Consider the following 25946-nt stretch of genomic DNA (forward strand, 5'->3'; position numbering starts at 1 on the left):
GTCCAGAACCCACTGCGTGAAACAGCTGTTTCATTTTGCCAAGTAAACTCCGGGGGGATCGCCCATCAGGGCGATGGGGGCTGGCCCCCAAGGGACCTCAGCCAAGATATCAGGCTTATCGGCCCATACACATTTCTTTCCAGGCAGCGCCCAGATCATTGGCTTTCACGTCGCGCATTTTCATCTCGTAAACCCATGGGGTCACCAAAGGCACGATCGCCGAATATTTCTCGGGCCAGCTTGGCGCATTATCCTGAACATGTGCTGCGACTTTGCGTTCTTTGACCCGCGCCAGCCGCGCCTGGCGTACCGCATTGACGACATCCGCCTGATAGGCACAATCGGTTTCCTTTGCCGTCTGCGCCAGAACCGGGGCAGCACTGGTCAAAAGCCCGGCCATCATCGCAACTGTTACAATCTTCATTCTACGTCTCCAAGTCTTTCTAGCGCCGCGGCACGCGCCTTATGCGCGGCGCGCAGCAACAGACTGCATCGCCTGTTTCAGCTCGTGGATCAAGGTAGCCGCCATCGACCGAAAGACAAGGATCATAAAACTGTCCGGCCCTATCCGCGTGACAGACGCCATCATATGCCCGACCTGCGTGCGCACCGTATGCCCCCGTTTAAACTGCGCACGACGTAAATCCACCGGCACCAACCGTGCCAAGACATCCTCCGACGCCTCACCACTCAGCGACACAGCACACCACGCGTCGCTTTGATCCACAATCGCTGCGTAGTCCCGCAGACCGACATCCGCAGCAGTCCCAATCAGCAGCGCCTGATTGCGCCCGAACCAGATGCAGCGGGTTGCGTCTTTGCCGCTGCTTCGGTTCGGTTTTGGAAACGCCACCCCATGCGCTTCCTTCATCGCTGCGGACAGCTCCTTCTCTGCCCCCCACACCATGACCGCTGTCACTGGCCCCAGATCAAGCTCCGCCAGTTGAGCCGATCCAATCTCAAGCGGCAGTTCATCACCACAAGCTGTTCTCGCTTTCAACTCAGCCACGGGCACGCCCTCCCTCAGGGTCAAAGAAAACCGGCGGGCAGATTTCCACCTCGACTTCCAATTCGCGCAGATGATCCACCACGCGCATCACGTCACCGTAACGCTCTGGCCCGTTCTTGACGAACCCCAACCCGATATAGGTGTCAACTTCGGGCGAGAAACAGACCGAGGTGACATAGCCCTCGTCATTCTCCCGCACCGCTTCGGCGTCTTTCGCAAAGATATGCGCGCCCGCACTCAGTAGTTTGACCGCCCCCACGGGCCGCATCCCCACCAACCGCTCACGATCCGCCGCAACCAATCCGGGCCGCGCCGCCATCACCTTGCCGATGCAATCCTTTTTGGCGCTGATCATCCCCGCCATCCCCACATCAAAGGCCGTCGTCCGCCCGTGAATTTCCGAATGGGTGATGAAGCCTTTTTCGATGCGCAACACATTCAGCGCTTCCATCCCATAAGCACCCCCGCCCAACCCTTGGGCACGGGCCACCAATTCGCGAAACAAGCTGTCGCCATAGCGCGCCGGCACCGCGATCTCATACGCATGCTCGCCCGAGAACGATATCCGGAACAACCGACCCTTAACGCCCAAAACCGACGTGTCGCCGCAGGCCATAAACGGCCAGCTGTCATTATCAATGGGCGCGTCCAAGACCCCGTTCAACAAGTCGCGCGACTTTGGCCCCGCCACGGCGAACTGCGCCCATTGTTCGGTGACCGATGTCATCGCAACCTGCCATTCAGGGTGCAGACACTGCGCGACAAACTCCAGATGCTTCATCACAGCACCCGCCGCCGCCGTTGTCGTGGTCATCACGAAATGCTGGTCCTCCAGCCGCGCACAGGTACCGTCATCCATCACCGTGCCGTCTTCACGCAGCATCAAACCATAACGCACGCGCCCGACTTTGAGCGTTGAAAACATGTTAGTGTAAACGAAATCCAGCAACATGGCCGCATCCGGTCCCTGAATGTCTATCTTGCCCAACGTCGACACATCGCAGACCCCAACCGCCTTGCGGACATAGCCGACCTCACGGTCACATGATTCCCGCCAGGTCTTTTCCCCCGGCTTGGGGAAATAGCTGGGCCGATACCACAGCCCGGCCTCGATCATCGGCGCGCCCGCCTCAACACTGGCGCTATGCGAGGTTGTGAACCGTTCAGGCGCGAAGCCCTTGCCTTGCGCACCAGCACCCATCGCCGCGATCGTCACAGGCGAATAAGGCGGGCGGAATGTCGTTGTCCCCGTCTCGGGTATCCCGCGCCCGGTCGCATCGGCCAGTACCGCCAAGGCCCCGACGTTCGAATTCTTGCCCTGATCCGTCGCCATGCCTTGGGTGGTATAGCGTTTCATATGCTCGACCGAGCGGAAGTTTTCGACCGCCGCCTGCTTGATGTCCTTAACGCTCACGTCATTCTGGAAATCCAGCCAAGCACGCCCCTTGCCCGCAACGGCCCACAGCGGTGCCATCCGATACGGCGCATCCTCGGCCTGCGGCAGCGCCACATCGGGCACGGTCTTGCCAAGCATCTCCAGCACCTTACCCGCGACCTGCGCCCCCTCGGTCAAACAGCCATGGGTCGAAAACGTGCCATTACACGCCCCCGCCGTGACCATGCCCGGAATGGCCCCTTCGCTGGGCACAAAGGCCTGAATGTCTGGCCGCCACGTGGGCCGCCCGTTCATGTGGCAGGTCAGATGCGCCGTCGGGTTCCAGCCACCCGACATTGCCAGACAATCGGTCTGGATTTTTTCGACACCGCTGATGGTGCGGATGGAAATGCTCTCCAACGCTTTACCGCCACTTGTGTTGAACACCTGCGCGCCGCGATAAACCGGGAAATCTCCCTTGATATCAACCTTGGTACGGCTGTCCACCACCGCAGCAATGCGCACACCCGCTTCCGCCAGATCACGCGCCGTGCGGTGCGCATCGTCGTTATTGCCAAAGATCGTCAGTGCCTTTCCGGGGCTCACGCCCCAACGGTTCAAATATGCGCGCACCGCCCCCGCCGTCATAATCCCGGGCCGGTCATTGTTCTGAAAGGCAATGGGCCGCTCCAACGCGCCAGCGGTCAAGATGCTATGCTTGGCCACGATGCGCCAAAAACACTCAAGCGGGGCGCCCTCGTCCCGCATGCCATGATGGTGACCAACCCGCTCCAACGCGCCAAAAGTGCCTTGATCATAGGCCCCGGTCACCGTCGTGCGCGACATCAACCGGACATTGTCCATCCCAGCCAACTCGGCCACAGCCTCAGCCGCCCAAACATGACCGGGCTTACCCTCAATCTCATAGGTCTCGGCATTCAACCGCCCGCCCATCAGCGCGTTCTCATCGGCCAAAATCACATCCGCGCCACCCCGCGCTGCCGTCAAGGCCGCCATCAGCCCCGCAGGCCCCGCGCCAATCACCAACACATCGCAAAACGCAAAGGCCCGCTCGTAAGTATCCGCATTATGCGCGCCGCTTAGCCCGCCTAAACCAGCCGCCCGCCGGATCACCGGCTCATAGACCCGCTCCCACAACTTGCGGGGCCACATGAAGGTCTTGTAATAAAACCCCGCCCCCAAAAACGGCGAAACCAGGTTATTCACGGCCATGACATCGAAATCCAGCGACGGCCAGACGTTCTGGCTGCGCACCTGCAACCCGTCATATACTTCCTGCATCGTGGCCCGCACATTAGGCTCGGTTGCGGCTCCACTCCCCACCGTGACCAGCGCATTCGGCTCCTCACTGCCTGCGGTCAGAACACCGCGCGGACGGTGATATTTAAACGACCGCCCCATCAAGGTCACATCTTTGGCCAACAGGGCCGAGGCGACCGTGTCCCCCGCAAACCCGTCATAGCTGCGCCCGTCGAAACTGAACGTGACGGTATTCGACCGATCAATCAGCCCCTTGCCCGCGATCCTCATGCCATGGCCCCCTTCACGTCCGACGCCAGCTCAACCGCCGACACCGCGTGGGTCACCGTATCGCGCGTCACCACCAACCACGCGCCACAGCCCGCCTCGTGGTGCCACAAATCGCGCGTCTGACCCGCCGGGTTATCGCGCAAATGCAAATAACTGTCCCAAGCATCCGCCCCCGCGTCCACCGCAGGACGGGCCAACATCACGGCATCGCCCTGATAATAAAACTCGCGCCGGTCGCGGCTCCCACAAATCGGACAGTCCAGTCTCATGCCAACTCCCCCAGAACGGGCCTTTGCCCCTTCACCCTTTTAAAAATACTCAATTCCAACATTTCAACCAACGCGCCCTAATGAAGGTTATGCTGCGCACCAGTGCCTTCTTCATCCATCAAGCCAACCCCGGTGCGGAACCGGTCCAACCGGAATTTCGCCGCTGGCTCATGGTGGTTACCCGTCGCCATCAGATGCGCCAAACTGAACCCTGATCCGGGCACGGCCTTGAAGCCGCCGTAACACCAGCCGCAATCAATGAACAAACCTTTGGTATCGGTCTTGTCGATGATCGGGCTGCCGTCTGGCGTCATGTCCATGATCCCGCCCCAACTGCGCAACACCTTGGCTTTGCCGATCATCGGCATCAGCGTCATGCCCGCTTCCATCACATGTTCGGCCATGGGCAGATTGCCCCGGCTTGCGTAAGAGGCATAGAAATCCAGATCACCGCCAAAAACCAACCCGCCCTTGTCGGATTGCGAAATATAAAAATGCCCCATGCCGAAACTCACCACATGATCGATGCAAGGTTTCAGCCCCTCGGTGACAAAGGCTTGCAAAACATGGCTTTCAATCGGCAGGCGCATGCCCGCCATGGCCGCCACCTGACCGGAACGCCCCGCAACCACGATGCCGACCTTCTTGGCGCGGATCGCCCCGCGCGTGGTTTGCACACCGCGCACCTGACCGTTTTCGATGTCGATCCCGGTAACTTCGCATTGCTGGATCAGATCGACACCACGATCAGACGCGCCGCGCGCATAGCCCCAAGCGACGGCATCATGGCGTGCGGTGCCGCCCCGCGGATGCAGCAGCCCGCCGTAGATCGGAAACCGCACATTGTCGAAATCGAGATATGGCAGGTATTTACGCACGCCTTCGCGGTCCAGCAGAACAGCATCATCGCCTTGGTTGATCATGCTATTGCCGCGCCGCGCAAAGGCATCGCGCTGGCCGTCGGAATGAAACAGGTTGATCAGACCCCGCTGCGAATGCATGACGTTGTAATTCAGGTCTTCTTCTAGCCCCTCCCACAGCTTTAGGGAATGGGAATAAAACTCAGAATTGCCCTGAAGGAAATAATTCGCCCGCACAATCGTCGTGTTGCGCCCGACGTTGCCCCCACCCAGATAGCCCTTTTCGAGAACGGCAATATTCGTCAGCCCGTGCTCTTTGGCCAGATAATATGCGGTGCTTAGACCGTGACCGCCGCCGCCAATGATGATCGCATCATATTCGGCTTTGGGTTCGGCGTCGCGCCAATGCGGTGCCCATCCCTTGTTTCCGGTCAATCCTTCGCGCAGCACGCGCAATCCTGAAAACCGCATTACGTCCCCCAGTTCATCTGCCGTGATGACAGTGCCTTTGGTCTACTCAATCAAGTCCATTGCAAAGGTGCAATGGCCGGAAAACCAATGGGGGGCATTTTGCGCCGCGGACAGGTCCGTCCGCGACAGTCTTTTAGGCGTTTCGTCGACCTACAATCCTTTTGCGCGGTAACTTGCGGCAACCTTGGTGATGCTCACCAGATAGGCGGCGGTGCGCAGATCAGTCACATCATCACGGCTGTGCCAGATGTTCGCCATAGACCAATAGGCTTCAACCATCGTGTCGTAGAGCCCAGAACGCACCAGCTCCAGCTCGTCCGCCCCGCGCAGGTACTTGTCTTTGAAATTCGGGCTTAGCTGCCAACCGACACCGCTGTCCGAGCTTAGGCGTTCCAGCTCGTCCACCAGCAACTGGTGGCGGCTTTCTTCGTTGCGGCGCTGCATGCGGCCAAACCGGATGTGGCTTAGGTTTTTGACCCATTCGAAATAAGATACCGTCACACCGCCCGCGTTTGCGTACATATCAGGAATGATCACCACACCCTTGGCACACAGGATTTCATCGGCACCGGCGGTGACAGGCCCATTCGCGGCCTCAACGATCAGGGACGCTTTGATCTTATCCGCATTGCCAAGGTTAATCACACCTTCCAGCGCCGCAGGGATCAAAATGTCGCATTCCTGTTCCAACAAAGACGCCCCGTCTTCGACCATTTTGGCGTCGGGATAGCCTTTGATCGTGCCGTGTTTTACGATCCACTGATGAACCGCCTCGACGTCCAAACCCGCGCTGTTATGCAACCCGCCGTCGCGTTCGATGATGGCTGTAATCAGACACCCGTCTTCTTCGCTTAGGAACTTGGCCGCGTGATAGCCCACGTTCCCCAAGCCCTGAACGATCACCCGCTTGCCGATCAGCTTGCCTTCTAGTCCTGCCTTCGCAAGGCCCTTGGCATCGCGGAAGAATGCATGCAGCGCGTATTGAACGCCGCGGCCTGTTGCCTCGGTCCGGCCCTGAATACCGCCCGCATTGATCGGCTTGCCGGTCACACAGGCGACCCCGTTAATGTCGGTCGTGTTCATCCGCTTGTATTGGTCCGCGATCCACGCCATTTCCCGTTCGCCGGTGCCCATATCGGGCGCAGGTACGTTTTGCGCCGGATTGATCATGTCGCGCTTGATTAGCTCATAGGCGAAACGGCGGGTGATCAGTTCCAGCTCGTTTTCGTCGTATTCGCGCGGATCAATGCACAACCCGCCTTTGGACCCGCCAAAGGGCGCTTCGACCAGCGCGCATTTATAGGTCATCAAGGCCGCCAGCGCCTCAACCTCGTCCTGGTTCACGCCAAGACTATAGCGAATGCCGCCTTTCACCGGTTCCATATGTTCCGAATGAACCGAACGGTAACCGGTGAATGTCTGGATACGCCCCCGCAGACGCACCCCGAAACGCACGGTATAGGTTGCGTTACAGACCCGTATTTTCTCCTCAAGACCGGGGGACAGGTCCATCAGGGCAACGGCCCTGTTAAACATGATGTCAACACTGTCGCGAAAGCTGGGTTCATTTACGGGGGTCATAGAGTGCTCCTATTTGGCAATGTGACCTAAGGTAAAATATCACTAGCTCTACCTTGAGCACGGACCACGTGATTTTAGAACCCTCAAAGGTTAAAAAATGCATATAAAATAGGCATAATGAAAACTTTTATCATGCAAATTCTTCGAAAAACGGGATGCAGCGCCGCGCGCTTTAATTCGAAACAATAGCCTTCCTCGGGCCTGTTTGCCCCCTAAACCCACAAAATCGCCTTAATTTGCAGAAAATTCCGCCCCATTTGGGCCATGTTCCAGCTCTACATGACAATGATCAAGGCCTTCGGTATGGACACATGCGCTGATGCCGAATGGGTTATAAGGGATTTGAAATGCCGCCTGTATTGCTGACGATGAAAACGCTGCAAAATGCAATTGCCGCCCGAACACGGCGCTTTGCCCGCGAAGAAGACGGGATCATGACGATCTGGGTGCTTTTCATGGTCTTGATGATGATCATGGTGGGCGGCATCCAGTTGGACTTTATGCGCCACGAGCTTGAACGTTCAAAGCTTCAGGCCGTGTCGGATCGTGCTGTTCTGGCGGCATCCGATCTGGACCAGACATTAGACCCCGAAGACGTTGTAAAAGACTATTTCGCCAAATCGGGCATGACGGATTATCTGTCCAAGGTCACCGTCGACGACGGGTTGAACTATCGCACCGTCACGGTTGATGCGACCAAACCGCTCGACACGCCGTACCTGCGCAAGTTCGGCTTTGACACCTTGGATGTCCCCGCCCACAGCAAGGCCGAAGAACGCGTTGCTAATGTCGAAATCTCGCTGGTGCTGGATATCTCGGGGTCGATGGCACAAGGATCGCGCATCTCCGACATGCGCGATGCGGCCAAGGTCTTTATCGACACTGTCTTGCGCGACGAAAACGAGGATCTGATTTCGATATCCTTGATCCCCTATTCAGAACATGTGAACGCTGGCCCGCTGATTACCAGCCGCATGAAAATGTACAAAAAACACGATTTTTCGTACTGCGTTGAATTTGACGATGACGAATTCAAAAATGCGGCCTTGGACATGAACAAGTGGCACGACCAAGCCCAACATTTTCAGTGGAATTATGATGGTCGGAACAATGACCGCGACGATACCGTCTGCCCACGCTTCGACTATGAGCGCATCAAACCGTTTTCGCAAAACAGCCGGTCGCTGAGAAACCAGATCGATGATCTTAAGCCCCGCGCAGGCACATCGATCTTTATCGGAATGAAATGGGCGGCTGCCATGCTTGACCCGTCCTTCCGCACGATCAGCAATTCGCTGGTATCTGCAGGTGAAATCGACCGCGAATTCCAAGGCCGCCCCGTCGATTACGACGATGTGGAAACGCTCAAGACCGTCATTCTGATGACCGACGGCGAAAACGCCACCTCCAACCGGATCACCAGCCGATACTACAACAGCGACAGCGAATATGTGCAATGGAACAGGTACAATCTGAACTGGTACCTGAACAGATATGTATCCTATCGGGACCGCGACGATTTCCACTGGCGGAAATACGACCGGTCGATTGGGAACCGACTGCTGAACGACATCTGCACCGCCGCCAAGGAAAAACGCATCGTGATCTGGACCATCGGGTTCGAAGTCGAAGACAACCCCTATAGCAACGATGACGGGGCCGATGTCATGCGCAACTGCGCCTCGTCGCCGAGCCATTTCTTTGACGTCGACGGGGTGGAGTTGTCCGAAGCGTTCCGCGCCATTGCCCGCCAGATCAACCAACTGAGGCTGATCGAATGAGCCGCCGCATGCAAAAATCCATCCGGCGTTTTCGCAAAGATGAAAGCGGGGCGGTTTTCATGATCGAGTTCGTGATCCTCTTTCCGCTGATGTTTGGCATCCTCCTCGCCTCGATCGAGATGAGCCTGTATTCATTGCGTCAGGTGTATCTGAACCGTGGGCTAGAGGACGCCGTGCGTTATGTGCGGTTGAACACCCGCGCCGAGATGAACCATGCAAAGATCAAAAATATGATCTGTGAAAAGGCCGGTAACCTGCCCAATTGCAGCGAAACACTGCGCCTTGAAATGGTAAGCGTCGATCCGCGCAACTTTCAAAGACTGCCCACAGATATCGACTGTATTGACCGCTCAGAACCCGTGACGCCAGAACGTGGGTTTAGCCTCGGCCAGCAGCATGACCTGATGGTTCTACGCGCGTGCCTGAAATTTGATCCGATGCTTCCCACGTCGCGTCTGGGGTTCAAATTCGCGGCGGATGGTTCCGGCCAATCGGCCATGTATGCCATTTCGGCCTTTGTGCAGGAGCCAGGGTAATGGGTATGATACGCCTGACGATCCCGAACCTGCGCCGCTTCGCCCGCCAAGACGACGGCAGCGTATCCTTGGAAGCGTTGATCCTGACGCCGCTGGTGTTGTGGATCTATGCCGCGATGTTTTCGATCTTCGAAACCTACGAAGAATACAGCCTGAACCAAAAAGCGGCCTATACAATCGGCGATATGATCTCGCGCGAGACCTTGCCCATCGACGGTGATTATCTGGACGGCGCGCATGACCTTTTGGATTACGTCACCCAGTCTGAGGGGCCATCGACGTTGCGGGTCACCTCGCTTCAGTATGACAAAAGACAAAACAGGTTCTATGTGCATTGGTCCCGCGCACGCGGAGCAGAGCCCGCCGTGACAAACGCTGACGTCGCCGCATGGACAGACCGCCTGCCCAGCATCCCCGACGACGAATATATCGTGGTAACCGAAACGATGACCACGTTCACGCCGCCGTTCAACATCGGCATTGGCCAACCCGAGATCATGAACTTTGTCTTCACCCGCCCCCGCTATGCCCCCCGCGTTCTGTTCAGCGGAAACTAGGCGGGCATGCGGTATTTGTCAGATAGAAGTAGCCATTTCAAACGCCCGGCCGAAGCCCACCAAGGTCACGCAGACACTGATGGCAACACAACCGTTTCATTGACGGTAAGCGTCGGGTAAGCCGTTTCGAAATGCTTCATCACATCGCTGGAAAGCTCAGGGAAGATTGTATTGATCTCCTCGCGCGCCTCTTCAGTCAGACTGTCATACGACCATTTACCCAAGGCAAAGCTCTCTGCCTCAATACCGTCAACGTAGACGATTTGGTGCGCATCAAACAAAAGATGCACGTATTCAATCGTGGAAACCTCGTGATCAATCGCGATGGTATCATCATTAACAAGGCCTTTGGCCGGTACCAGCAGATGAGATTGCGCAAATAGGATTTCGTTGTTCTGATCGCTGTGTAGCAGCCTGTGCTGTTGCGACAGGCGCATGTCCCGACGTGGTTTGCCGGGGCCGAATGCATCTGCTTTGATCTTCACTGGTCGCAAGCACGGGTTCTCGGCCATCTCACCCTCGGAAATGACGCGCTTGTAAACCCAGAGGAGTTTTTGAAACCCATTGTCACGGGTTCTGATGCGCATGCCCGTCTCAAGCTCAGATATCTGGACGATTGCCTCGTCCGTCTGAATGTAAGAGCTTGATGAAAAACAAATAGCGCCTTCAATATCGTCATACTGGGGGGAGTTCCCAGAGACGGTGTTGGCCGATGAATATGTATAAGTTACGCCTGGGACGAGCGGTGCGGATGGCAAATACCCAATGAAAATGCCGTCGCCAGAAGTTGAATTCGGATTTGAATCCATCTCCATATAGTAGACCGTGATTTGGGTACCATCTGATGCAGTGAGTTCATATTGGAATTCGGAGTATACCGTCGTGTTCGATCCGCCGGAAATATAGTTACCGTTTAAGTCCGTAAGCGTCCCGAATTGATTCCTATCGTCGCCGTCTTCGTTCCTGTTCCGGTCACCGCCCAAAATGTTGTCATCATCGTCGTTGATTTCAAGCAATACATCCGTCGTATCATCGTATGACGAAGAAAGCGTTATCGTGGACCCGGTGATATTGAGCGCACCTGCCGTATACATTTGAAACGTATTTATGGGCATGTCTGGGCTCCTCGATACAAGAATTGAGAACTCATCGCTGTTAAGGCATTGCTTTAAGTTGCAAAATTTTACCAGTGCAAGATCTTTATCTCTAATTCCGGATAAATGCTAGTGGGGGGATTTTGGGTTACAGACCCACTGCCTACGTCATCATCCGTCACCGCGCTCGGACACTTGGGCATATGTCCTAGTGCTTTGCAATGATCAGCTAGAGCCTGCCTGTTTCATCCGGCTGGTCACGCACGGCCATCATCGTCGAAATAACCTCGGCCATGTATTTGGTCTGATTGCCCGGTGTCATCCCGCCGATGCCAATCCGGCGGCCCATCCGCCACCAAAGACCGGGACGCCAAACCCTGTCAGTACCTGTGCCCGGTTTTGTACGCAGCAAGAAACCGTTGGACGGTTTGAACGCGAAAACGCCGCGGTCGATGTGTTCGATGTCTTCGACACGGGCGATCAATGTGCCGTCGCTGCCGCGTAACACAGTCGCTGTCAGCTCTATCGTGCCTTCGGTCGCGCGGCGCATAAACTCGGCCATCCAGATTGCGCCGCCACCGGCAACCAGCAAAAACAGCTGCCAGCCCAAACCCGGCGATGACGTGAACGCCACATAGATCAGGAAGATGCCCAGAAATCCAAGCGAAACCAGCCCAATCAACCGCCGCCCCGACGAGGCGCGCGCAGTGGCCAGAACAGTGTCGTCTTCAGGGAATTCAAGCGTCATGGCAAAGCCTCCGGTTCGGGTCGCTTTGCGTACCTTGCCCTGTCCCTGTTTGGCAAGCCTATTGGTCGCTTGACCAGCTTAATCTCTGATCGGTGGCTTGCGGCGGTCCGATTGCCTTTTGGGCGGACGGGACAGCACCTCTTGCAGGCGATCTGCATAAGCCGCGCGGGCGGCGTCATCCATGGTCTCGATCTCTTTCAGCCAAACATCTTGCACGGCCTGTTGAACCGCAACACTTGCGTTGGCCTGTTGATCAAGCGCCGCACGGACGCGGGCAACGTCAAAAGGTTCGGCGCGAATGGTCGACACCACTTCCTCGTAAAGCGCGCGCCGGGCGCGCCGGGTCAAATGACCTGCCGGCTTGTTTTGCCGCAGTTCCTTGAACAGATCGCGCCTGCGTTCATCCTCAAGCGCCATGATGTAAGGGGTGCCATAGGCGCGCATGCTGCTACTGCCACCGCCATGCGGACCGTCAAAGCGGTACGCCGCCCCGACAACCAGTCCAGCGATCAAAAGGTTCACCCCAAGGGAAAGCCCCAACGCCCACCGCATCCATCTGCCGTTTCCTGTCTTTTCCGATGCCATGGTCTATCCTTCTTCAATGTCCCAGCCAAAGGCTGAGAAGTCGGGCAACGAGGTGTCATCGAACGATGCATACTCCGTTCCCGTAATAATCTGTGTCGCGATATCCGGCAGATTGCTGGGCGGGGCCACCCCGATCCAGAACCCGACAGCCGTCGCTGTGACCAACCCGCCAAATGCAGGTGCGCCGCCAATGGCCTGCCAGATGGCACGCCAACCGCCCGACTTGGCCTTGGGCTGCTGCGCCACGGCATCCGCCATGATCCTGTCCATCAGCCCGTCGGGCATGGCAGGCGGGGTCGCCCGCGCGTCTTGGAACAAGGCCTCAAGCATATCTGTGTCAGGTTTTGTCATCATCATATCCTAATGCGTCGCGCTGTCCGGACAACAGAGCAGTCAAAGCGCGTTTGCCCCGCGCTGTCAGGCTTTCCACGGCTTCGACCCCAATATCAAGGATCTCGGCAATCTCTGGGTTGGCCAAACCTTCGATGTGGCGCAGCACAACCGCTTGTCTTTGGCGTTCCGGCAAGGCGTCCAATGCGGTCTGAAGCGCATCTTCACGCGCGCCGCGTTGCAATTTGGCCTCGGCACTCTCGGCGGGGTCTGCGGGCTCTGCGATATCCTCAAGCGGGACACCGCCGCGGCGCTTGCGCAGCCGGTCCGTGCACAGATTTGCCACCACCCGGTACAGCCAGGTTGAAACCTTGGCTTCGCCCGTGCGCCATTGCGGCGCGATTTTCCACAGCCGCATGAGCGCCTCTTGGGTCACATCCTCGGCCTCGGCCCTGTCGCCCAATACCCGAAATGCATGACCGAACACGCGCGGCGACAGTTGTACTGTCAACAAACGCGCGGCAGCCTCGTCGCCCTCTGCATAACGCACCAAAAGCGCGGCATTAGGGTCCTCGACCACATCGTCAATGGAGGCGTCAAAGCTCATAAGCTTAGGGCTAACGGCTGCGGGCGCACCATTCAAGCGCGCCCGCGCCACTAGATCACTCGGACTTGTCGCCGTGGCGCTTGCCGTGATCGTCATGCTTGCGGTGTTTACCGTGCTTGCCACCCATCCGCGCTTTCTCGAACTCTTCTGCGCTTAGGGTGCCATTGCCGTCAGTATCCAGCTTGGCAAACATTTTCTCAGGTGAACGGCGACCTGTCATTTCTTCCATCGACAGTTTGCCATCTTTGTCGGCATCCATCCGCTGCATCATTTTGCCGGACCGCTTGCCCATCTTGCCTTTGCCCATGGCTTCCAGCTCTTCTGCGGACAAAGAACCATTACCATCTGCGTCCAACTTGGTCAGCATACGCTCGGCACGTTCCGTGCGGCGCTCGGCAGCGGCGGCTTGCATTTCAGTCGCGCTCAGAAAGCCGTCACCGTCTGTGTCAGCTTTGGTGAAACGTGCCTCAGCATGCGCTTTCATTTCTTCTTGCGTCAATTGACCGTCGCCGTTTGTATCAAGCTGAACAAAACGATCTTGCTTTGGCGTTTCCTGCGCCACCAAGGCGGTACCGCCCAAGGCAATCAAGCCAGTCAACAATGCGATTTGGAAATTTGCTCGGTTTGTCATTTGTTTTTCCTTTGGTGATCTCAGTTTCACCCACCCTTTTGGCGTGGTGATACTGGGTCAAACGTCGGGGCCGGAAACTTCCGTCGCAAAAAATGTGAAAAACTTTCACGGATCAATTTGCGACATCGCGACGCAATACGGGTATGCCACCTTTCAATTGCATCCAAACGCCCGCATATGAGTAGGGCATCAGGATTGAGAACATGACAGATCACAGCACCGATATTGCCCACACAGATACAGACCAGCGCATGATGGCCCCGTCGCTTTTGCGCGGTTGGCGGCGTAAATGCCCCAACTGTGGGGCCGGCCCCCTGCTCAAGGGGTACCTTAAGGTCAATGACAGCTGCACCGTCTGCCGCGAAGAATTCTTTCATCATCGTGCAGACGACGGCCCTGCCTATCTGACCATTCTGATCGTCGGGCACCTGATGGCCCCCATGCTGCACGTGGTATTTGCGACATGGCGCCCTGAACCTTTGACGCTGTTTACAATGTTTGCGGTTGGCTGTGTCGGCTTGTCGCTCTACCTTCTGCCCAGACTAAAGGGGGCCTTGATTGGTTTCCAATGGGCAAAGGGCATGGGCGGGTTTGGTCGCGAATAACGCGCAACACCGCCCCGGCCCTACTGAGTACAAGAATAAGGGCCACTAGATGAGCATCGATAAAAGCCAGATCCGCAACGCGTCCACGGTAATCGTGATCCGCGACCGCCATGAAAACCCCAGTATCCTGATGGGGCAGCGCGGCGCGCAGGCGGTCTTTATGCCCAACAAGTTCGTGTTTCCCGGCGGCGCGCTGGATGTAGGCGATGCGCATATTCCATTGGCCAGCCCCCTTCCCGACACCTGCCGAAACCGTCTGGCCGAAGATGCAGACGCGTCCCTTGCACATGCTTTAGCCGTCGCAGGTATTCGCGAGCTGTGGGAGGAAACCGGGCTTATCTTGGGTGAAAAAGGCGAATGGCAAGGCACGCCCCCCGCAGATTGGGAAACCTTCGCACAGCGAGGATACCTGCCCAACGCCGCCCCCATGCAATTTGTGTTCCGCGCCCTGACACCCCCCGGCAGGCCCCGCCGCTTTGACGCGCGGTTCTTTTTGGTCGATGCCGATGATGTGGCCACGAACCTTGATGATTTCGACGCCGCCTGCGACGAGCTTTCTCATTTGCAATGGGTCGCGCTGTCGGACGCGCGGTCTTTCGACATGCCCTTTATCACCGAAGTCGTCTTGGCCGAGGTCGAGGCCCGCGCAAAAGAGCTGACCCCGCCAGAATCTGTTCCGTTCTTTAAAAACAACGACGAGGAAAGCCTGTTCCTGCGTCTGCGTGGACGGCCCATGACGGGCTAACGTCGCGCGGCGCATCGTTTTCTTTCAAAGAAAACGGACCGGAATTTTAGAAAAATTCCACCCGCGCCCTCAGGTGATCAGCACCAACATCAGGATTGAACCCACCAAGATCGCCATCCCGGCCCATTCACGGCCTGTGATCTTTTCACGGAAGAACAGCGTCGATGCTGCAACGCTTAGGATCAGTTCAACCTGTCCCAACGCTTTGACATAGGCCGCGTTTTGCAGCGTAAAGGCGATGAACCAGCACAGCGATCCACCCAAGGACATCAGCCCGATCCACACAGCCACCTTGCGCGCCTGCCAAACCGCGCTCATCTGCCCCGGTTCGCGCAGCCTTAGATACACTGCCATGATGGCCGCCTGCATGCACACGACTGCCGCAAGCGTCACCCCCGCCCGCAACACCGGCATGTCCGACAAAACCGCCAATGTCGCCCCGCGATAGGTCACCGCCGAGATCGCGAACAAGAAGCCCGAGGCAATGCCCAAGCCCGCCGCCTTGTTCCCCAGATCGCGCAGACGGAAACCGTTTTCACCTTTCTTGGCGGATAACAGCAACAGCCCCACGACACCCAATCCGATCGCGGCAAAGCCCCAGATTGTCACGCCTTCGCCCAGGATCAACCAACCGGTCAGAACGGTCAGAATAACTTCGGTCTTTTTAAAGGTAATACCGACGGCAAAATTGCGTTGCTTGAACAGCAAGACAACGCAGATCGTTGCCAATATTTGCGCGGTCCCGCCCAGCAAGCCATGGGCCCAGAACCCCGGCCCAATCTGCGGTAGCTGCGTGCCGCTGGCCCCCAGATAGGCCGCCAGCCCCCCGACGATAAACGGCGCAGAATATAGAAACCGCGAAAACGTCGCCCCTGCCGCCGACAGCGTGGCTGTCGCCAGATATTTTTGTAGCATGAACCGCGCGGTTTGAAAGATCGCGGCGGCAAGGGTGACGAGGATCCAAAGATCGGGCAATACGAATGTCATGCGGCACCTTATGCGCTATTCTTTGCCGCGTGCCAGCCTTCAATCAGACTTTGGGATCAGGGTTTTCCGTGTGACCATCCACCGCGATCACCTGCCCCGATACCAGCCGCGCGCCGTCTGATCCCAGAAACACTGCCATGTTCGCGATATCACGTGCTTCGACAAAGCTGCGCATCGATGTGCCCGCCGCGTAGCCGTCATAGACTTGATCGCGGGTCATGCCCTTGGCCGCGGCCTCGCGGTTCAGCACGCCTTCCATGCGCGGGCCTTCGACCGCGCCGGGGCAGATCGCATTCGCGCGAATGCCGAACGGTCCCAGTTCCATCGCGAGGGTTTTCATCAGCCCGATCATCGCCCATTTCGCCGCCGCATAGGGCGTGCGGTTGGGATAGCCATAGATGCCAGCCGTGGACGACGTTACGATGATTGCGCCGCTGCCTGCCGCTTTCATCAGCGATGCGGCATGTTTCGCCGCGATAAACGCGCCTTCCAGATTGACGCTAACGCAGGCGCGGAAGTCATCCAGTGCCACATCTTCGATCAACGCCGTCGGCCCCGCAATGCCCGCATTGGCGCAGAGCACGTCAATATGGCCCATTTCGGCAATGATCGACGCCATCGCGGCCTCGTCGGTGGCATTGGCCAAGCGGTGATGCCACTGCGCTGGACAATGATCCAGAGCCGCGCGGTCGGTGTCGGTCACCCAGACCTCGAACCCTGCCGCGTCGAACGCGTCGCCCATGGCGCGCCCGATGCCAGAAGCACCGGCAGTGATCAGAACCCGTTTCAACGTGGTGCGCCGACAAAACGGCCAACACCCTCGGGCATCGGCAGGCTGGCGTGGCCTTGGGCGAACCGCACCAGTGCCGCCTCGATTTCGGGGCTGGGGTCAGACGGCTTGCGCGTTTGCAAGCTGACGTGCAGCAGGAAATGTTCCCCCGTGGCCAGCAAGCGGTCGCCCTCATACATCTCGTGCCACAGATGCATCTTTTTGCCGGCCCCCATCAACACCCGCGTGCGTATTTCGATCAGCGCGCCGGCGTGTACTTCGTCCACGTGGCGAATATGGGTTTCGGCGGTGAAATAGCTGCCGCCCGACGCGATATAATCGGCATCACAGCCAATCAGTTCCATAAACCGGTCTGTCGCGTCGGCAAAGGCTTGTAGGTATTTCGCCTCGGTCATGTGGCCGTTGTAGTCGGTCCAATCCAGCGGCACAGCGCGGCGCACGGTCAACACAGGCTGGCTGGCATCCACGATATCGTCCGCCCGCGCGGCCAAAACGGTGCCCGCCCGCAATGTCGCCTCGTGAGCTTTCATCAACCGCCCAGCGCCCCAGTCTTGCTGCTTTAGCGCGCGCATCATCGACACCAGATTGTTGTCACGGATACGTTCCAGATCGCGAATGCCGTAAGCGCCGGACTGTTCGTCAGACTGCCCCGCAATCAGGTCCACCAATTCGTCATTGAACTCTGGCACATCCATCAGCTTGGTCCACGGCCATTTCAACGCGGGGCCGAACTGCGCCATGAAATGCTTCATCCCCGCCTCGCCGCCCGCAACGCGGTAGGTTTCAAACAGACCCATCTGCGCCCAGCGGATGCCAAAACCATAGCGGATGGCGTTGTCGATTTCTTCGGTCGTGGCAATGCCATCTTTGACCAACCACAAGGCCTCTCGCCAGACGGCCTCAAGGAACCGATCCGCGACATGAGCGTCGATCTCTTTCTTTAGGTGCAGCGGGTACATCCCGATCGAGGTCAGGGTTTCCTTGGCCTTTTCCACCAGCGGCCCGTCAATGCCGTTGCCCGGCACCAATTCGACCAGCGGCAGCAGGTACACAGGGTTGAAGGGGTGCGCGACCATAATCTGATCGGGGCGCGCCATGCCCTCTTGCAACTCGGATGGTTTAAAACCCGACGTGGACGATCCGATTACCGCGTCGGGATCACAGGCCTGCTGGATCGCACCAAAAGTCGTGTGCTTGATCTCGAGCCGCTCAGGCACGCTTTCCTGGATCCACGACGCGCCCTGCACCGCGTCTGAAATGCTGTCGTGAAAGCTGATCGCACCTTCGTCCGGCAGGGCCACATCGGTCAGGCCGGGCATAGAACGGCGGGCGTTTGCCATGACTTCACCGATTTTGCGTTCGGCTTGGGGGTCAGGATCAAAGACCTGCACGTTCCACCCGTTCAGCGCAAACCGCGCGGCCCAGCCGCCACCAATCACACCACCGCCAATAATTGCTGCAATCTTTGTCATTTTCGCATCCTTAACTGGCTGATGTCATAGCCGTTGAAATCCAATATCTCTTGTGCCGCCTTGATCCGGTCCGCTCCGCCCGTGGGCTTACGGTCCAGTATCCAGCCGAAATCCCCCGCCGGGTTACCGACGACAGCGGTACGGAACCCTTCGTCGGCCCAAAGTACCCAAAGCGACTGTGTTTCGCCGTTTGGTCGGGTCAGGGAATAACGCCCCTGCCCTGTGGACGTTGCCAACCAAAGGCCATCGCAGTTGCCCCCGTCATCACAGACCTGAAAGGCAGGCCCGCCGGTGCTGTCAACAAGGGCAACGGTCGCCGGTGCCGCCGCCTCAAAGCTGCCGCGAACGACCCATGCCCCTTTAAACCGCGCCGCATCATAGCGGCTGGTTGATCCGATCAGCGCCGACGGGTCGCGGTATCCTTCGTTCAGCGTCGGGCCCTTTGCCCCGCAGCCCGCCAGCAATAGCAGCGCCAGCAGCGCACGCTTCACTTCGGTGCTCGTTTGGTCAGGCCGAGCTTTTCACGGACCTGTGCGGGGGTCATCAGCCGCGGGCCCATGTTTTCAACGATGGTGCCCGCGCGTTCCACCAGTTGCCAGTTCTCGGCCAAAACGCCTTTGTCCAGCCACAGGTTATCCTCGAGACCCACACGCACATGGCCACCCGCCAGCACGGATGCCGCGACATAGGCCATCTGATTGCGCCCCAGACCAAAGGCGCTGAACGTCCAGTCGTCCGGCACGTTATTCACCATTGCCATAAAGGTATTCAGATCATCCGGCGCGCCCCATGGCACGCCCATGCACAGCTGCACCAAGGCGGGGCTGTCCAGCACGCCGTCTTTGACCAACTGCTTGGCGTACCACAGATGGCCGGTGTCAAAGGCTTCAATCTCGGGCTTCACCCCCAGATGCGTCATCATCTGGCCCATCGCGGTCAGCATGCCCGGCGTGTTGGTCATGACATAGTCGGCCTCGGCAAAGTTCATGGTGCCGCAATCAAGTGTACAAATCTCGGGCAGGCATTCCGCGATATGCTGCACACGCTCTGACGCGCCAGCCATATCCGTCCCCTCGATGGGCGGCAGCGGGTGTTCGGTGGGGCCAAAGACGATGTCCCCGCCCATGCCCGCCGTCAGGTTCAAAATGACATCCGTCTCGGACTCGCGGATACGTTCGGTGACTTCGCGGAACAAATCCAGACGGCGGTTGGGCGCGCCGGTTTCCGGATCCCGCACGTGGCAATGCACAACCGCCGCGCCCGCCTTGGCCGCCGCAATCGCACTGTCGGCGATCTGTTCAGGGCTGCGCGGCACATGGTGGCTGCGGTCTTGCGTTGCGCCCGATCCGGTCACAGCACAGGTGATAAACACGTCTTTGCTCATGGTGAGTGGCATTTGGTTGCTCCTTTGGATCGGGTTAATACGGCATTGGATGCGCTTTATGCGCGATAGCGATGTCGGCCATGACGTCTTCGCTTAGTTCCAGATCAATGGCACCCAGGGCGACATCAAGCTGGTCCAAAGACGTCGCGCCAAAGATAATTGACGTCATAAACGGCCGCTGCCGTGCCCAAGCCAGCGCCATATGCGTCGGGTCCAGCCCGTGTTTCTGCGCGATATCCAGATAGGCGGCTGTGGCATCAAACACGCGGTCGGATTTGCGCCCGCCCAGATCACCATTGATCGCCATACGCGACCCGTCGGGCACCGCGCCGTTTTGGTATTTACCCGTCAACATCCCCGCCGCGAGGGGCGAAAAGGATAGCAACCCGATGTCTTCGTTATGGCAGGTTTCAGCCAGATCGGTATCGGCCAGACGGCATAGCAGCGAATATTCGTTCTGCACCGATACGGGGCGCGGCCCGCCGGTGCGTTCAGCGGCATTGGCCCATTGGGTCAGCCCCCATGCGCTTTCGTTGCTCAGGCCAAAGCTGCGGATCGTGCCGCGCTGCACCTCGTCTTGCAGCGCGCCCATGCAGTCTTCCATGTGGGCGATCACCTCGGCCCGGTTTTGCGAGGACGGGTCATAGTCCCAATTCTTGCGAAACATATAACTGCCGCGATTGGGCCAGTGAAACTGGTACAAATCGACGTAATCCGTCTGTAAACGTTTCAACGACCCCTCAAGGGTTTCGCGGATCGTCTTTGACGAAATGGGCGCGCCGTCACGCGGGGCAGCCCCTGCGCCCGAATGTTTGGTCGCCAGCACGAATTCCTTACGCCTGCCGGTTTTCGCGATCCATTGGCCGATGATGTCTTCGGTCAGGCCGACGGTCTCGGCTTTGATCGGGTTCACCGGATACATCTCAGCTGTGTCGACAAAGTTGATGCCCGCGGCCAAGGCGCGGTCGATCTGTGCGTGGCCTTCCTCAGGCGTGTTCTGTGTGCCCCATGTCATTGAGCCAAGGCAGAAATCCGACACCTCAATATCTGTGCGGCCCAGTTTGTTCATCTTCATCGATTTGTCCCCGTCTTGGTTTGGGCCACCCTCTCTTTTCGACTGCCCCATCGCAAGTGCATTTTCAGCACCGCGCAACAAAACACCATTTACGTCGTTTTTTCCAAGGCGATGTCGTTTTGACCGTTGGTTTCCCGATTGTATGACGACACAGTACAAACCATGCGTTTGCTCATTTCCTTTGCCGCCCTGTTTCTGTCCGTTATCTTGCTACAGCTGTCATCGGGCGGTGTGGGGCCGTTGGACGTACTTTCGGGCACCATGATCGGGTTTTCCAACCAAGAGATCGGCCTGTTGGGATCGGCGCATTTCGTGGGCTTTTTCATTGGATGTTGGTGGGCACCGCGTCTGATGGGCAGCGTTGGCCACAGCCGCGCCTTCGCCGCGTTCACTGCATCGGGTGCCATCGGGCTAATGGCCCATATGCTGGTGCTTGATCCCTATGCATGGGCGCTGATGCGCGTCGCGTCAGGCTTGTGTGTCGCAGGGTGCTATACCGTGGTTGAGGCATGGTTGAACGCCAAAGTCACCAATGAAACGCGGGGCCGCACCATGGGGGCGTACCGCGTTGTCGACATGAGCGGATCACTGGCGGCGCAGATGATCATCGGCGTTTTAGCCCCTGCATCTTATGTGTCGTATAACCTGCTGGCGATCTTGTGCTGTGCAGCGCTGATCCCGCTGACCCTCACCACTTTGCCACAACCCGAAACACCGGCGCAGCCACGCCTGCGCCCGCGGCTGGCGATCGACCGGTCCCCCCTCGCCGTTGCTGCCGTGGTTGTCGCGGCGCTATCCAGTGCATCCTTTCGCATGGTCGGGCCAATTTATGGCCAAGAGGTCGGCCTTAGCGCAGGTCAAATCGCGTGGTTCTTGTCGGCCTTTGTTCTGGGGGGCGCGCTGGCACAATTCCCCATTGGCTGGCTGGCCGATAAATTCGACCGACGCTGGGTGCTGATCTGGTTGTCAGCCGCGTCCATCGTCAGCTGCGCCGTCACGGTCATGTCCGCAGGCATGGGCACCCAAGCGGTGTTTTTCGCGGCGACGTTCTTTGGTCTGACCACATTCCCGATCTATTCGGTCGCCGCCGCACACGCCCATGACTTTGCCACCAGCGAAGAACGGGTGGAACTGTCGGCAGCGTTGATGTTCTGGTTTGCTGTGGGCGCGATCTTTGCCCCCTATCTGGCGTCGGTACTGATCGACAGCTATGGCCCGGCGGCCTTGTTCACGATGATATCCGTCGGCCATGGGGTCTTGGTGATCTTTGGCCTGACCCGCATGCGCGCCCGCCCCACAGCACGCAAACGCACGCCTTATGTCTATGCCCCGCGCACGTCCTTTACCATCGGACGTCTGATGCGCCGCCAGCGTGACGGCAGCAGCAACAACGCCCCCTAGCCCTTGGCGCGTCGCTGCGTTAGAGACATGCCAAAGCATTTTCGGGGCCCCTTACCATGACACGCCACCTTATCACCTCAGCCATCCCCTACATCAACGGGATCAAGCACCTTGGCAATCTTGTGGGCAGCCAGCTGCCCGCCGATTTATACGCCCGCTATCTGCGCGCCCGCGGCCAAGAGGTGCTGTTCCTATGCGCCACCGATGAACACGGCACCCCCGCCGAATTGGCCGCCGCCAAAGCCGGTAAACCCGTCGCCGAATACTGCGCCGAGATGCATGAGGTTCAGGCGCGGATTGCCGAAGGGTTTGGCCTGTCGTTTGACCATTTCGGGCGGTCCTCAAGCCTGCAAAACCAAAAGCTGACCCAGCATTTCGCGGGCGCTTTGTACGACCAAGGCCTGATTGAAGAAGTCGAACAGCGCCAAATTTACTCCGAGACAGATGGCCGCTTCCTGCCCGACCGCTATGTCGAAGGCACCTGCCCCAACTGCGGGTTCGAGGACGCGCGCGGCGATCAATGCGACAACTGTACCAAGCAGCTTGACCCCGAAGACCTGATCAACCCACGCTCTACCGTGTCCGGTGCCACCGATCTGGAAATGCGCTCCACCAAACACCTGTTTCTAAAACAGTCCCAAATGAAAGACCGTCTGGACGCATGGATCAATTCGAAAACCGACTGGCCCGTGCTGACCACATCCATTGCCAAGAAATGGCTGCATGATGGTGACGGCCTTCAGGATCGTGGCATCACCCGTGACCTAAGCTGGGGCGTGCCCGTCAAACGCGGCGACGAAGACTGGCCGGGGATGGAGGGCAAGGTGTTCTATGTCTGGTTTGACGCGCCCATCGAATACATCGCCTGCGCCCAAGAATGGGTCGATGCGGGCAAAGGCAGCGATTGGGAAAGCTGGTGGCGCACCGACAAAGGCGCTGACGACGTGCGCTATACCCAGTTCATGGGCAAGGACAACGTGCCGTTCCACACGCTCAGCTTTCCGGCCACGATTATGGGGTCGAACGAGCCGTGGAAACTGGTCGATTACATCAAATCGTTCAACTACCTGACCTATGACGGCGGTCAGTTCTCAACCTCGCGCGGGCGCGGTGTGTTCATGGATCAGGCGCTGGAAATCCTGCCAGCTGACACTTGGCGCTGGTGGCTGCTGTCCCACGCGCCGGAAACATCCGACGCGGAATTCACGTGGGAAAATTTCCAAGCATCGGTCAACAAAGACCTCGCCGATGTGTTGGGCAATTTCATCAGCCGGATCACCAAATTCTGCCGCTCGAAATTCAGCGAAGACGTGCCAGCAGCGGGCGAATACGGCCCTGCCGAACATGCGCTGATCGCCGACCTGACCGAACGCGTCGCCCGCTATCAAACCGCGATGGAGGCGATGGAAGTCCGCAAATCCGCCGCCGAACTGCGCGCGATCTGGGCCGCTGGCAACGAATACCTTCAGGCCGAGGCCCCTTGGACCACCTTCAAAACCGACCCGGACAAGGCCGCCGCCCAAGTACGTTTGGCGCTGAACCTGATCCCGCTTTATGCGGTGCTGTCTGCGCCCTTCATCCCCACCGCAGCCGCCAGCATGTTGGAAAGCATGCATGTGAAAAACGCCCAATGGCCCGATGATGTGCCCGCCGCACTAGGCCAGCTTGCCCCCGGCCATGCCTTTGACGTGCCAGAGGTTTTGTTTGCCAAAATCACCGACGAACAGCGTGAGGAATGGGCTGAACGATTCGCGGGCGTGCGCACCTAAAATATCCGATCCAACCCTTAGATTTGATTGCCACGCGCCGCTTTAACCAGTGGCGCGGGCAAAAAACAGCTTGGGTCTTTACCAGTTAGAAAATTGAATATCGGGCGCTTTCAGTCAGTTAGCGAAAACGCCCGATAAAATCGCATCGTTTTCGGTCCACTTGCCCATCATTGCGTTGGACAGATCGTTAACGCGCCTTATGTCACATGAAACACAGCGAAAGGGCCTGGGGATAAAATGCCTACACGATCTATTGAGGAGATGGCCGCAGAACTTGTGCACCTGCAAGGCGCATTGGCAGCCATAGAAGCTGAAAAAGCCAAGGATAGCTCCGGCAGCAAAACCCTTCGCCTGACCTTTCTTGAGGCGATGATGGAAACCGTGCCGGTCGGCGTCGTGATGGCGGATGAAACCGGCCAGATCATCTATGGCAACAGCCATGTCGAAAAGATGGTGCGCCACCCGGTTATACATTCCGAAGACACCGAAGATTACGGTGCCTGGGTGTCTTTCCACGAGGATGGCCGCCAGGTCGAAAGCCACGAATACCCCCTGTCGCGCGTTATCCGTGATGGCGAAGCGCATTCTGAAATCGACGTGAATTACCAACGGGGCGATGGCACGCGGTTCTGGATGCGCATCATCGGCAAGCCGGTAATCGACGCCAACGGCACCCGCATTGGTGCGTCGGTAGCACTTATCGATATCGACGAAGAACGCCGCCTGCGCGAGGCGCAGAACATCTTGATCGCCGAGCTTAACCACCGCGTGAAAAACGCCTTTAGCGTGGTCAAATCCATCGTCAGCCAGTCTTTGCGCAAGATGAGCATCCAGCGCGGGCTGCGTGAAACCATTGATCAACGGCTAAATGCCTATGCCTTGGCCCACTCCAAATTGGTCGGCACATCGTGGGACCGCGCCGAGATCGGTGCCGTTGCCGCAGATGTTCTAGAACCAATCGGAAACGGCCGTATCGTGCTCAGCGGCCCCAAGGTCGAGGTGCCATCGCGGCAGGCGTTGTCCTTCTCGATGGCGTTTTACGAACTCGCAACCAACGCCATGAAATACGGCGCGCTGTCGGTACCCGACGGCCGCGTCAATTTGTCTTGGGAACAAACTGATACTGCGGATGGTTCAGTTATAGAACTCCACTGGAATGAGGAAGGCGGACCCGCTGCGGAAAAACCAAGTGAAACCGGTTTTGGCAGCTTTATCACGGGCCGCGCATTGCAAATGGAAACAGGCGGAGAGATCATAACCGATTTCGGGCCTGACGGATATAAATGGCATCTCAGAATGCCGGAACATACGGAAGACCGGGCAAACTAATGAGCAATACACCGCAGAATATTTTTATCGTCGAAGACGAGGTCGTTGTGGCGTTTGAGATGACGGATATCCTTGAGGATATTGGTTTTAACGTCATTGGTCCGTCTATTCATCTTGAAGACGCGAAAACAAAGGCACGCGAAGGCGACATCGATATTGCCTTTCTTGACGTGAATTTGGGGAATAACAAAACCTCCAAACCCGTTGCGGACATCCTGCGCGAACGCGACATCCCGTTTGTGTTCATCACCGCCTATGATGCGGATCAGATCAGCTTTCTTGGCCCCGACGACCGCGTGGTGAAAAAGCCGGTCAGCAGCCAAAAGCTGATCGAAACCTTGCGCCGCGTGTACCCCAACCTCGAAACGTAACGCACCGGGGTCTAATCACCGAAAATTGAACTG

General features: G+C 57.9%; 27 protein-coding genes. 9 read left to right on the forward strand and 18 right to left on the reverse strand.

The window, feature by feature from the left end; all coding sequences use genetic code 11:
- Nucleotides 1–115 precede the first annotated feature (115 nt).
- The 6 genes from WNY39_RS05630 to WNY39_RS05655 form a co-directional block, all read right to left on the reverse strand.
- A complete protein-coding gene (locus tag WNY39_RS05630) occupies nt 116–424 on the reverse strand; it encodes a hypothetical protein (RefSeq protein WP_342844684.1) in 309 nt (102 codons plus the stop codon).
- A gap of 39 nt (nt 425–463) precedes the next feature.
- On the reverse strand, nt 464–1009 hold the full coding sequence (locus WNY39_RS05635) for a sarcosine oxidase subunit gamma (RefSeq protein WP_342844685.1): 546 nt from the start codon (nt 1007–1009) through the stop codon (nt 464–466).
- Nucleotides 1002–3935 carry a sarcosine oxidase subunit alpha family protein gene (locus WNY39_RS05640; RefSeq protein WP_342844686.1) on the reverse strand — a complete coding sequence of 978 codons (2934 nt, stop codon included), beginning with the start codon at nt 3933–3935 and terminating at the stop codon, nt 1002–1004. Before WNY39_RS05640 ends, WNY39_RS05635 begins: the two co-directional genes overlap by 8 nt.
- Nucleotides 3932–4204 (reverse strand): sarcosine oxidase subunit delta, encoded by a 273-nt coding sequence (locus WNY39_RS05645; RefSeq protein WP_341234168.1) that lies wholly within the window; start codon nt 4202–4204, stop codon nt 3932–3934. Before WNY39_RS05645 ends, WNY39_RS05640 begins: the two co-directional genes overlap by 4 nt.
- A gap of 77 nt (nt 4205–4281) precedes the next feature.
- Entirely contained in the window at nt 4282–5535 is a 1254-nt protein-coding gene (locus WNY39_RS05650) for a sarcosine oxidase subunit beta family protein (protein WP_342844687.1), read from the reverse strand.
- 150 nt (nt 5536–5685) lie between these two features.
- Nucleotides 5686–7116, reverse strand: a complete 1431-nt coding sequence (locus WNY39_RS05655; RefSeq protein ID WP_341234166.1) for a Glu/Leu/Phe/Val dehydrogenase — start codon at nt 7114–7116, stop codon at nt 5686–5688.
- Between the two features lie 347 nt (nt 7117–7463).
- Between WNY39_RS05655 and WNY39_RS05660 the strand changes: the two genes are divergently transcribed.
- The 3 genes from WNY39_RS05660 to WNY39_RS05670 are packed head-to-tail and all read left to right on the forward strand — an operon-like array spanning nt 7464 to nt 9990.
- Nucleotides 7464–8897 carry a pilus assembly protein TadG-related protein gene (locus tag WNY39_RS05660; protein ID WP_342844688.1) on the forward strand — a complete coding sequence of 478 codons (1434 nt, stop codon included), beginning with the start codon at nt 7464–7466 and terminating at the stop codon, nt 8895–8897.
- A complete protein-coding gene (locus tag WNY39_RS05665) occupies nt 8894–9433 on the forward strand; it encodes a TadE/TadG family type IV pilus assembly protein (RefSeq protein WP_342844689.1) in 540 nt (179 codons plus the stop codon). The genes WNY39_RS05660 and WNY39_RS05665 overlap by 4 nt, the downstream gene beginning before the upstream one ends.
- Nucleotides 9433–9990: a hypothetical protein gene (locus WNY39_RS05670; protein WP_342844690.1), complete on the forward strand. Its 558-nt coding sequence runs from the start codon at nt 9433–9435 to the stop codon at nt 9988–9990. Before WNY39_RS05665 ends, WNY39_RS05670 begins: the two co-directional genes overlap by 1 nt.
- A 65-nt stretch (nt 9991–10055) precedes the next feature.
- Here the strand turns inward: WNY39_RS05670 and WNY39_RS05675 are convergent, their stop codons facing one another.
- From WNY39_RS05675 to WNY39_RS05700, 6 genes are all read right to left on the reverse strand, one after another.
- Entirely contained in the window at nt 10056–11105 is a 1050-nt protein-coding gene (locus WNY39_RS05675; protein ID WP_342844691.1) for a Hint domain-containing protein, read from the reverse strand.
- A 208-nt stretch (nt 11106–11313) separates the two neighbouring features.
- Nucleotides 11314–11832 carry a hypothetical protein gene (locus tag WNY39_RS05680; protein ID WP_341234161.1) on the reverse strand — a complete coding sequence of 173 codons (519 nt, stop codon included), beginning with the start codon at nt 11830–11832 and terminating at the stop codon, nt 11314–11316.
- A 78-nt stretch (nt 11833–11910) separates the two neighbouring features.
- Complete coding sequence (locus WNY39_RS05685; RefSeq protein WP_342844692.1) at nt 11911–12417, reverse strand: periplasmic heavy metal sensor; 507 nt, start codon at nt 12415–12417, stop codon at nt 11911–11913.
- A gap of 3 nt (nt 12418–12420) precedes the next feature.
- Nucleotides 12421–12768, reverse strand: coding sequence for a hypothetical protein (locus WNY39_RS05690; protein WP_341234159.1), 348 nt, complete (start codon nt 12766–12768; stop codon nt 12421–12423).
- On the reverse strand, nt 12755–13354 hold the full coding sequence (locus WNY39_RS05695) for an RNA polymerase sigma factor (RefSeq protein WP_342844693.1): 600 nt from the start codon (nt 13352–13354) through the stop codon (nt 12755–12757). The genes WNY39_RS05690 and WNY39_RS05695 overlap by 14 nt, the downstream gene beginning before the upstream one ends.
- A 55-nt stretch (nt 13355–13409) precedes the next feature.
- Nucleotides 13410–13985, reverse strand: a complete 576-nt coding sequence (locus WNY39_RS05700; protein ID WP_342844694.1) for an EF-hand domain-containing protein — start codon at nt 13983–13985, stop codon at nt 13410–13412.
- A gap of 203 nt (nt 13986–14188) precedes the next feature.
- Between WNY39_RS05700 and WNY39_RS05705 the strand changes: the two genes are divergently transcribed.
- Together WNY39_RS05705 and WNY39_RS05710 are read left to right on the forward strand one after the other, a co-directional pair.
- On the forward strand, nt 14189–14590 hold the full coding sequence (locus WNY39_RS05705) for a DUF983 domain-containing protein (protein WP_341234156.1): 402 nt from the start codon (nt 14189–14191) through the stop codon (nt 14588–14590).
- Nucleotides 14591–14639: 49 nt separating this feature from the next.
- A complete protein-coding gene (locus WNY39_RS05710) occupies nt 14640–15335 on the forward strand; it encodes an NUDIX hydrolase (protein WP_341234155.1) in 696 nt (231 codons plus the stop codon).
- 69 nt (nt 15336–15404) lie between these two features.
- Here WNY39_RS05710 and WNY39_RS05715 read toward each other — a convergent pair whose 3' ends face one another.
- Genes WNY39_RS05715 through WNY39_RS05740 form a run of 6 tightly spaced genes read right to left on the reverse strand, consistent with a single transcriptional unit; the run spans nt 15405 to nt 21043 of the window.
- Nucleotides 15405–16322 carry a DMT family transporter gene (locus WNY39_RS05715; RefSeq protein WP_342844695.1) on the reverse strand — a complete coding sequence of 306 codons (918 nt, stop codon included), beginning with the start codon at nt 16320–16322 and terminating at the stop codon, nt 15405–15407.
- 43 nt (nt 16323–16365) lie between these two features.
- Complete coding sequence (locus WNY39_RS05720) at nt 16366–17112, reverse strand: SDR family oxidoreductase (protein WP_342844696.1); 747 nt, start codon at nt 17110–17112, stop codon at nt 16366–16368.
- On the reverse strand, nt 17109–18584 hold the full coding sequence (locus WNY39_RS05725) for a carnitine 3-dehydrogenase (RefSeq protein ID WP_342844697.1): 1476 nt from the start codon (nt 18582–18584) through the stop codon (nt 17109–17111). Before WNY39_RS05725 ends, WNY39_RS05720 begins: the two co-directional genes overlap by 4 nt.
- Nucleotides 18581–19075: a lipocalin family protein gene (locus WNY39_RS05730; protein ID WP_342844698.1), complete on the reverse strand. Its 495-nt coding sequence runs from the start codon at nt 19073–19075 to the stop codon at nt 18581–18583. Before WNY39_RS05730 ends, WNY39_RS05725 begins: the two co-directional genes overlap by 4 nt.
- Entirely contained in the window at nt 19072–19980 is a 909-nt protein-coding gene (locus WNY39_RS05735) for a 3-keto-5-aminohexanoate cleavage protein (RefSeq protein ID WP_342844699.1), read from the reverse strand. Before WNY39_RS05735 ends, WNY39_RS05730 begins: the two co-directional genes overlap by 4 nt.
- A gap of 22 nt (nt 19981–20002) precedes the next feature.
- The gene (locus tag WNY39_RS05740) at nt 20003–21043 is read right to left on the reverse strand and encodes an aldo/keto reductase (RefSeq protein WP_342844700.1); all 1041 of its coding nucleotides are present in this window, start codon (nt 21041–21043) and stop codon (nt 20003–20005) included.
- A gap of 162 nt (nt 21044–21205) precedes the next feature.
- Between WNY39_RS05740 and WNY39_RS05745 the strand changes: the two genes are divergently transcribed.
- The 4 genes from WNY39_RS05745 to WNY39_RS05760 all read left to right on the forward strand — a co-directional run bounded on the left by WNY39_RS05745 (nt 21206) and on the right by WNY39_RS05760 (nt 25913).
- A complete protein-coding gene (locus tag WNY39_RS05745; RefSeq protein WP_341234148.1) occupies nt 21206–22444 on the forward strand; it encodes an MFS transporter in 1239 nt (412 codons plus the stop codon).
- A 56-nt stretch (nt 22445–22500) separates the two neighbouring features.
- A complete protein-coding gene (gene metG, locus WNY39_RS05750; protein ID WP_342844701.1) occupies nt 22501–24213 on the forward strand; it encodes a methionine--tRNA ligase in 1713 nt (570 codons plus the stop codon).
- A 237-nt stretch (nt 24214–24450) separates the two neighbouring features.
- Nucleotides 24451–25542 carry an HWE histidine kinase domain-containing protein gene (locus WNY39_RS05755; RefSeq protein WP_342844702.1) on the forward strand — a complete coding sequence of 364 codons (1092 nt, stop codon included), beginning with the start codon at nt 24451–24453 and terminating at the stop codon, nt 25540–25542.
- The gene (locus WNY39_RS05760) at nt 25542–25913 is read left to right on the forward strand and encodes a response regulator (RefSeq protein WP_342844703.1); all 372 of its coding nucleotides are present in this window, start codon (nt 25542–25544) and stop codon (nt 25911–25913) included. The genes WNY39_RS05755 and WNY39_RS05760 overlap by 1 nt, the downstream gene beginning before the upstream one ends.
- The last annotated feature ends 33 nt before the right edge of the window (nt 25914–25946 follow it).

The sequence above is a fragment of the Sulfitobacter sp. AS59 genome, from assembly GCF_038899995.1.
GTDB lineage: Bacteria > Pseudomonadota > Alphaproteobacteria > Rhodobacterales > Rhodobacteraceae > Sulfitobacter.

Coding starts and splice junctions, on each gene's coding strand:
- WNY39_RS05640 (WP_342844686.1), bottom strand. CDS start 3,935: ATGAGGATCGCGGGCAAGGGGCTGATTGATCGGTCGAATACCGTCACG.
- WNY39_RS05705 (WP_341234156.1), top strand. CDS start 14,189: ATGACAGATCACAGCACCGATATTGCCCACACAGATACAGACCAGCGC.
- WNY39_RS05680 (WP_341234161.1), bottom strand. CDS start 11,832: ATGACGCTTGAATTCCCTGAAGACGACACTGTTCTGGCCACTGCGCGC.
- WNY39_RS05650 (WP_342844687.1), bottom strand. CDS start 5,535: ATGCGGTTTTCAGGATTGCGCGTGCTGCGCGAAGGATTGACCGGAAAC.
- WNY39_RS05755 (WP_342844702.1), top strand. CDS start 24,451: ATGCCTACACGATCTATTGAGGAGATGGCCGCAGAACTTGTGCACCTG.
- WNY39_RS05655 (WP_341234166.1), bottom strand. CDS start 7,116: ATGACCCCCGTAAATGAACCCAGCTTTCGCGACAGTGTTGACATCATG.
- WNY39_RS05715 (WP_342844695.1), bottom strand. CDS start 16,322: ATGACATTCGTATTGCCCGATCTTTGGATCCTCGTCACCCTTGCCGCC.
- WNY39_RS05745 (WP_341234148.1), top strand. CDS start 21,206: ATGCGTTTGCTCATTTCCTTTGCCGCCCTGTTTCTGTCCGTTATCTTG.
- WNY39_RS05685 (WP_342844692.1), bottom strand. CDS start 12,417: ATGGCATCGGAAAAGACAGGAAACGGCAGATGGATGCGGTGGGCGTTG.
- WNY39_RS05740 (WP_342844700.1), bottom strand. CDS start 21,043: ATGAAGATGAACAAACTGGGCCGCACAGATATTGAGGTGTCGGATTTC.
- WNY39_RS05690 (WP_341234159.1), bottom strand. CDS start 12,768: ATGACAAAACCTGACACAGATATGCTTGAGGCCTTGTTCCAAGACGCG.
- WNY39_RS05665 (WP_342844689.1), top strand. CDS start 8,894: ATGAGCCGCCGCATGCAAAAATCCATCCGGCGTTTTCGCAAAGATGAA.
- WNY39_RS05645 (WP_341234168.1), bottom strand. CDS start 4,204: ATGAGACTGGACTGTCCGATTTGTGGGAGCCGCGACCGGCGCGAGTTT.
- WNY39_RS05670 (WP_342844690.1), top strand. CDS start 9,433: ATGGGTATGATACGCCTGACGATCCCGAACCTGCGCCGCTTCGCCCGC.
- WNY39_RS05660 (WP_342844688.1), top strand. CDS start 7,464: ATGCCGCCTGTATTGCTGACGATGAAAACGCTGCAAAATGCAATTGCC.
- WNY39_RS05695 (WP_342844693.1), bottom strand. CDS start 13,354: ATGAGCTTTGACGCCTCCATTGACGATGTGGTCGAGGACCCTAATGCC.
- metG (WP_342844701.1), top strand. CDS start 22,501: ATGACACGCCACCTTATCACCTCAGCCATCCCCTACATCAACGGGATC.
- WNY39_RS05675 (WP_342844691.1), bottom strand. CDS start 11,105: ATGCCCATAAATACGTTTCAAATGTATACGGCAGGTGCGCTCAATATC.
- WNY39_RS05735 (WP_342844699.1), bottom strand. CDS start 19,980: ATGCCACTCACCATGAGCAAAGACGTGTTTATCACCTGTGCTGTGACC.
- WNY39_RS05760 (WP_342844703.1), top strand. CDS start 25,542: ATGAGCAATACACCGCAGAATATTTTTATCGTCGAAGACGAGGTCGTT.
- WNY39_RS05710 (WP_341234155.1), top strand. CDS start 14,640: ATGAGCATCGATAAAAGCCAGATCCGCAACGCGTCCACGGTAATCGTG.
- WNY39_RS05700 (WP_342844694.1), bottom strand. CDS start 13,985: ATGACAAACCGAGCAAATTTCCAAATCGCATTGTTGACTGGCTTGATT.
- WNY39_RS05630 (WP_342844684.1), bottom strand. CDS start 424: ATGAAGATTGTAACAGTTGCGATGATGGCCGGGCTTTTGACCAGTGCT.
- WNY39_RS05725 (WP_342844697.1), bottom strand. CDS start 18,584: ATGACAAAGATTGCAGCAATTATTGGCGGTGGTGTGATTGGTGGCGGC.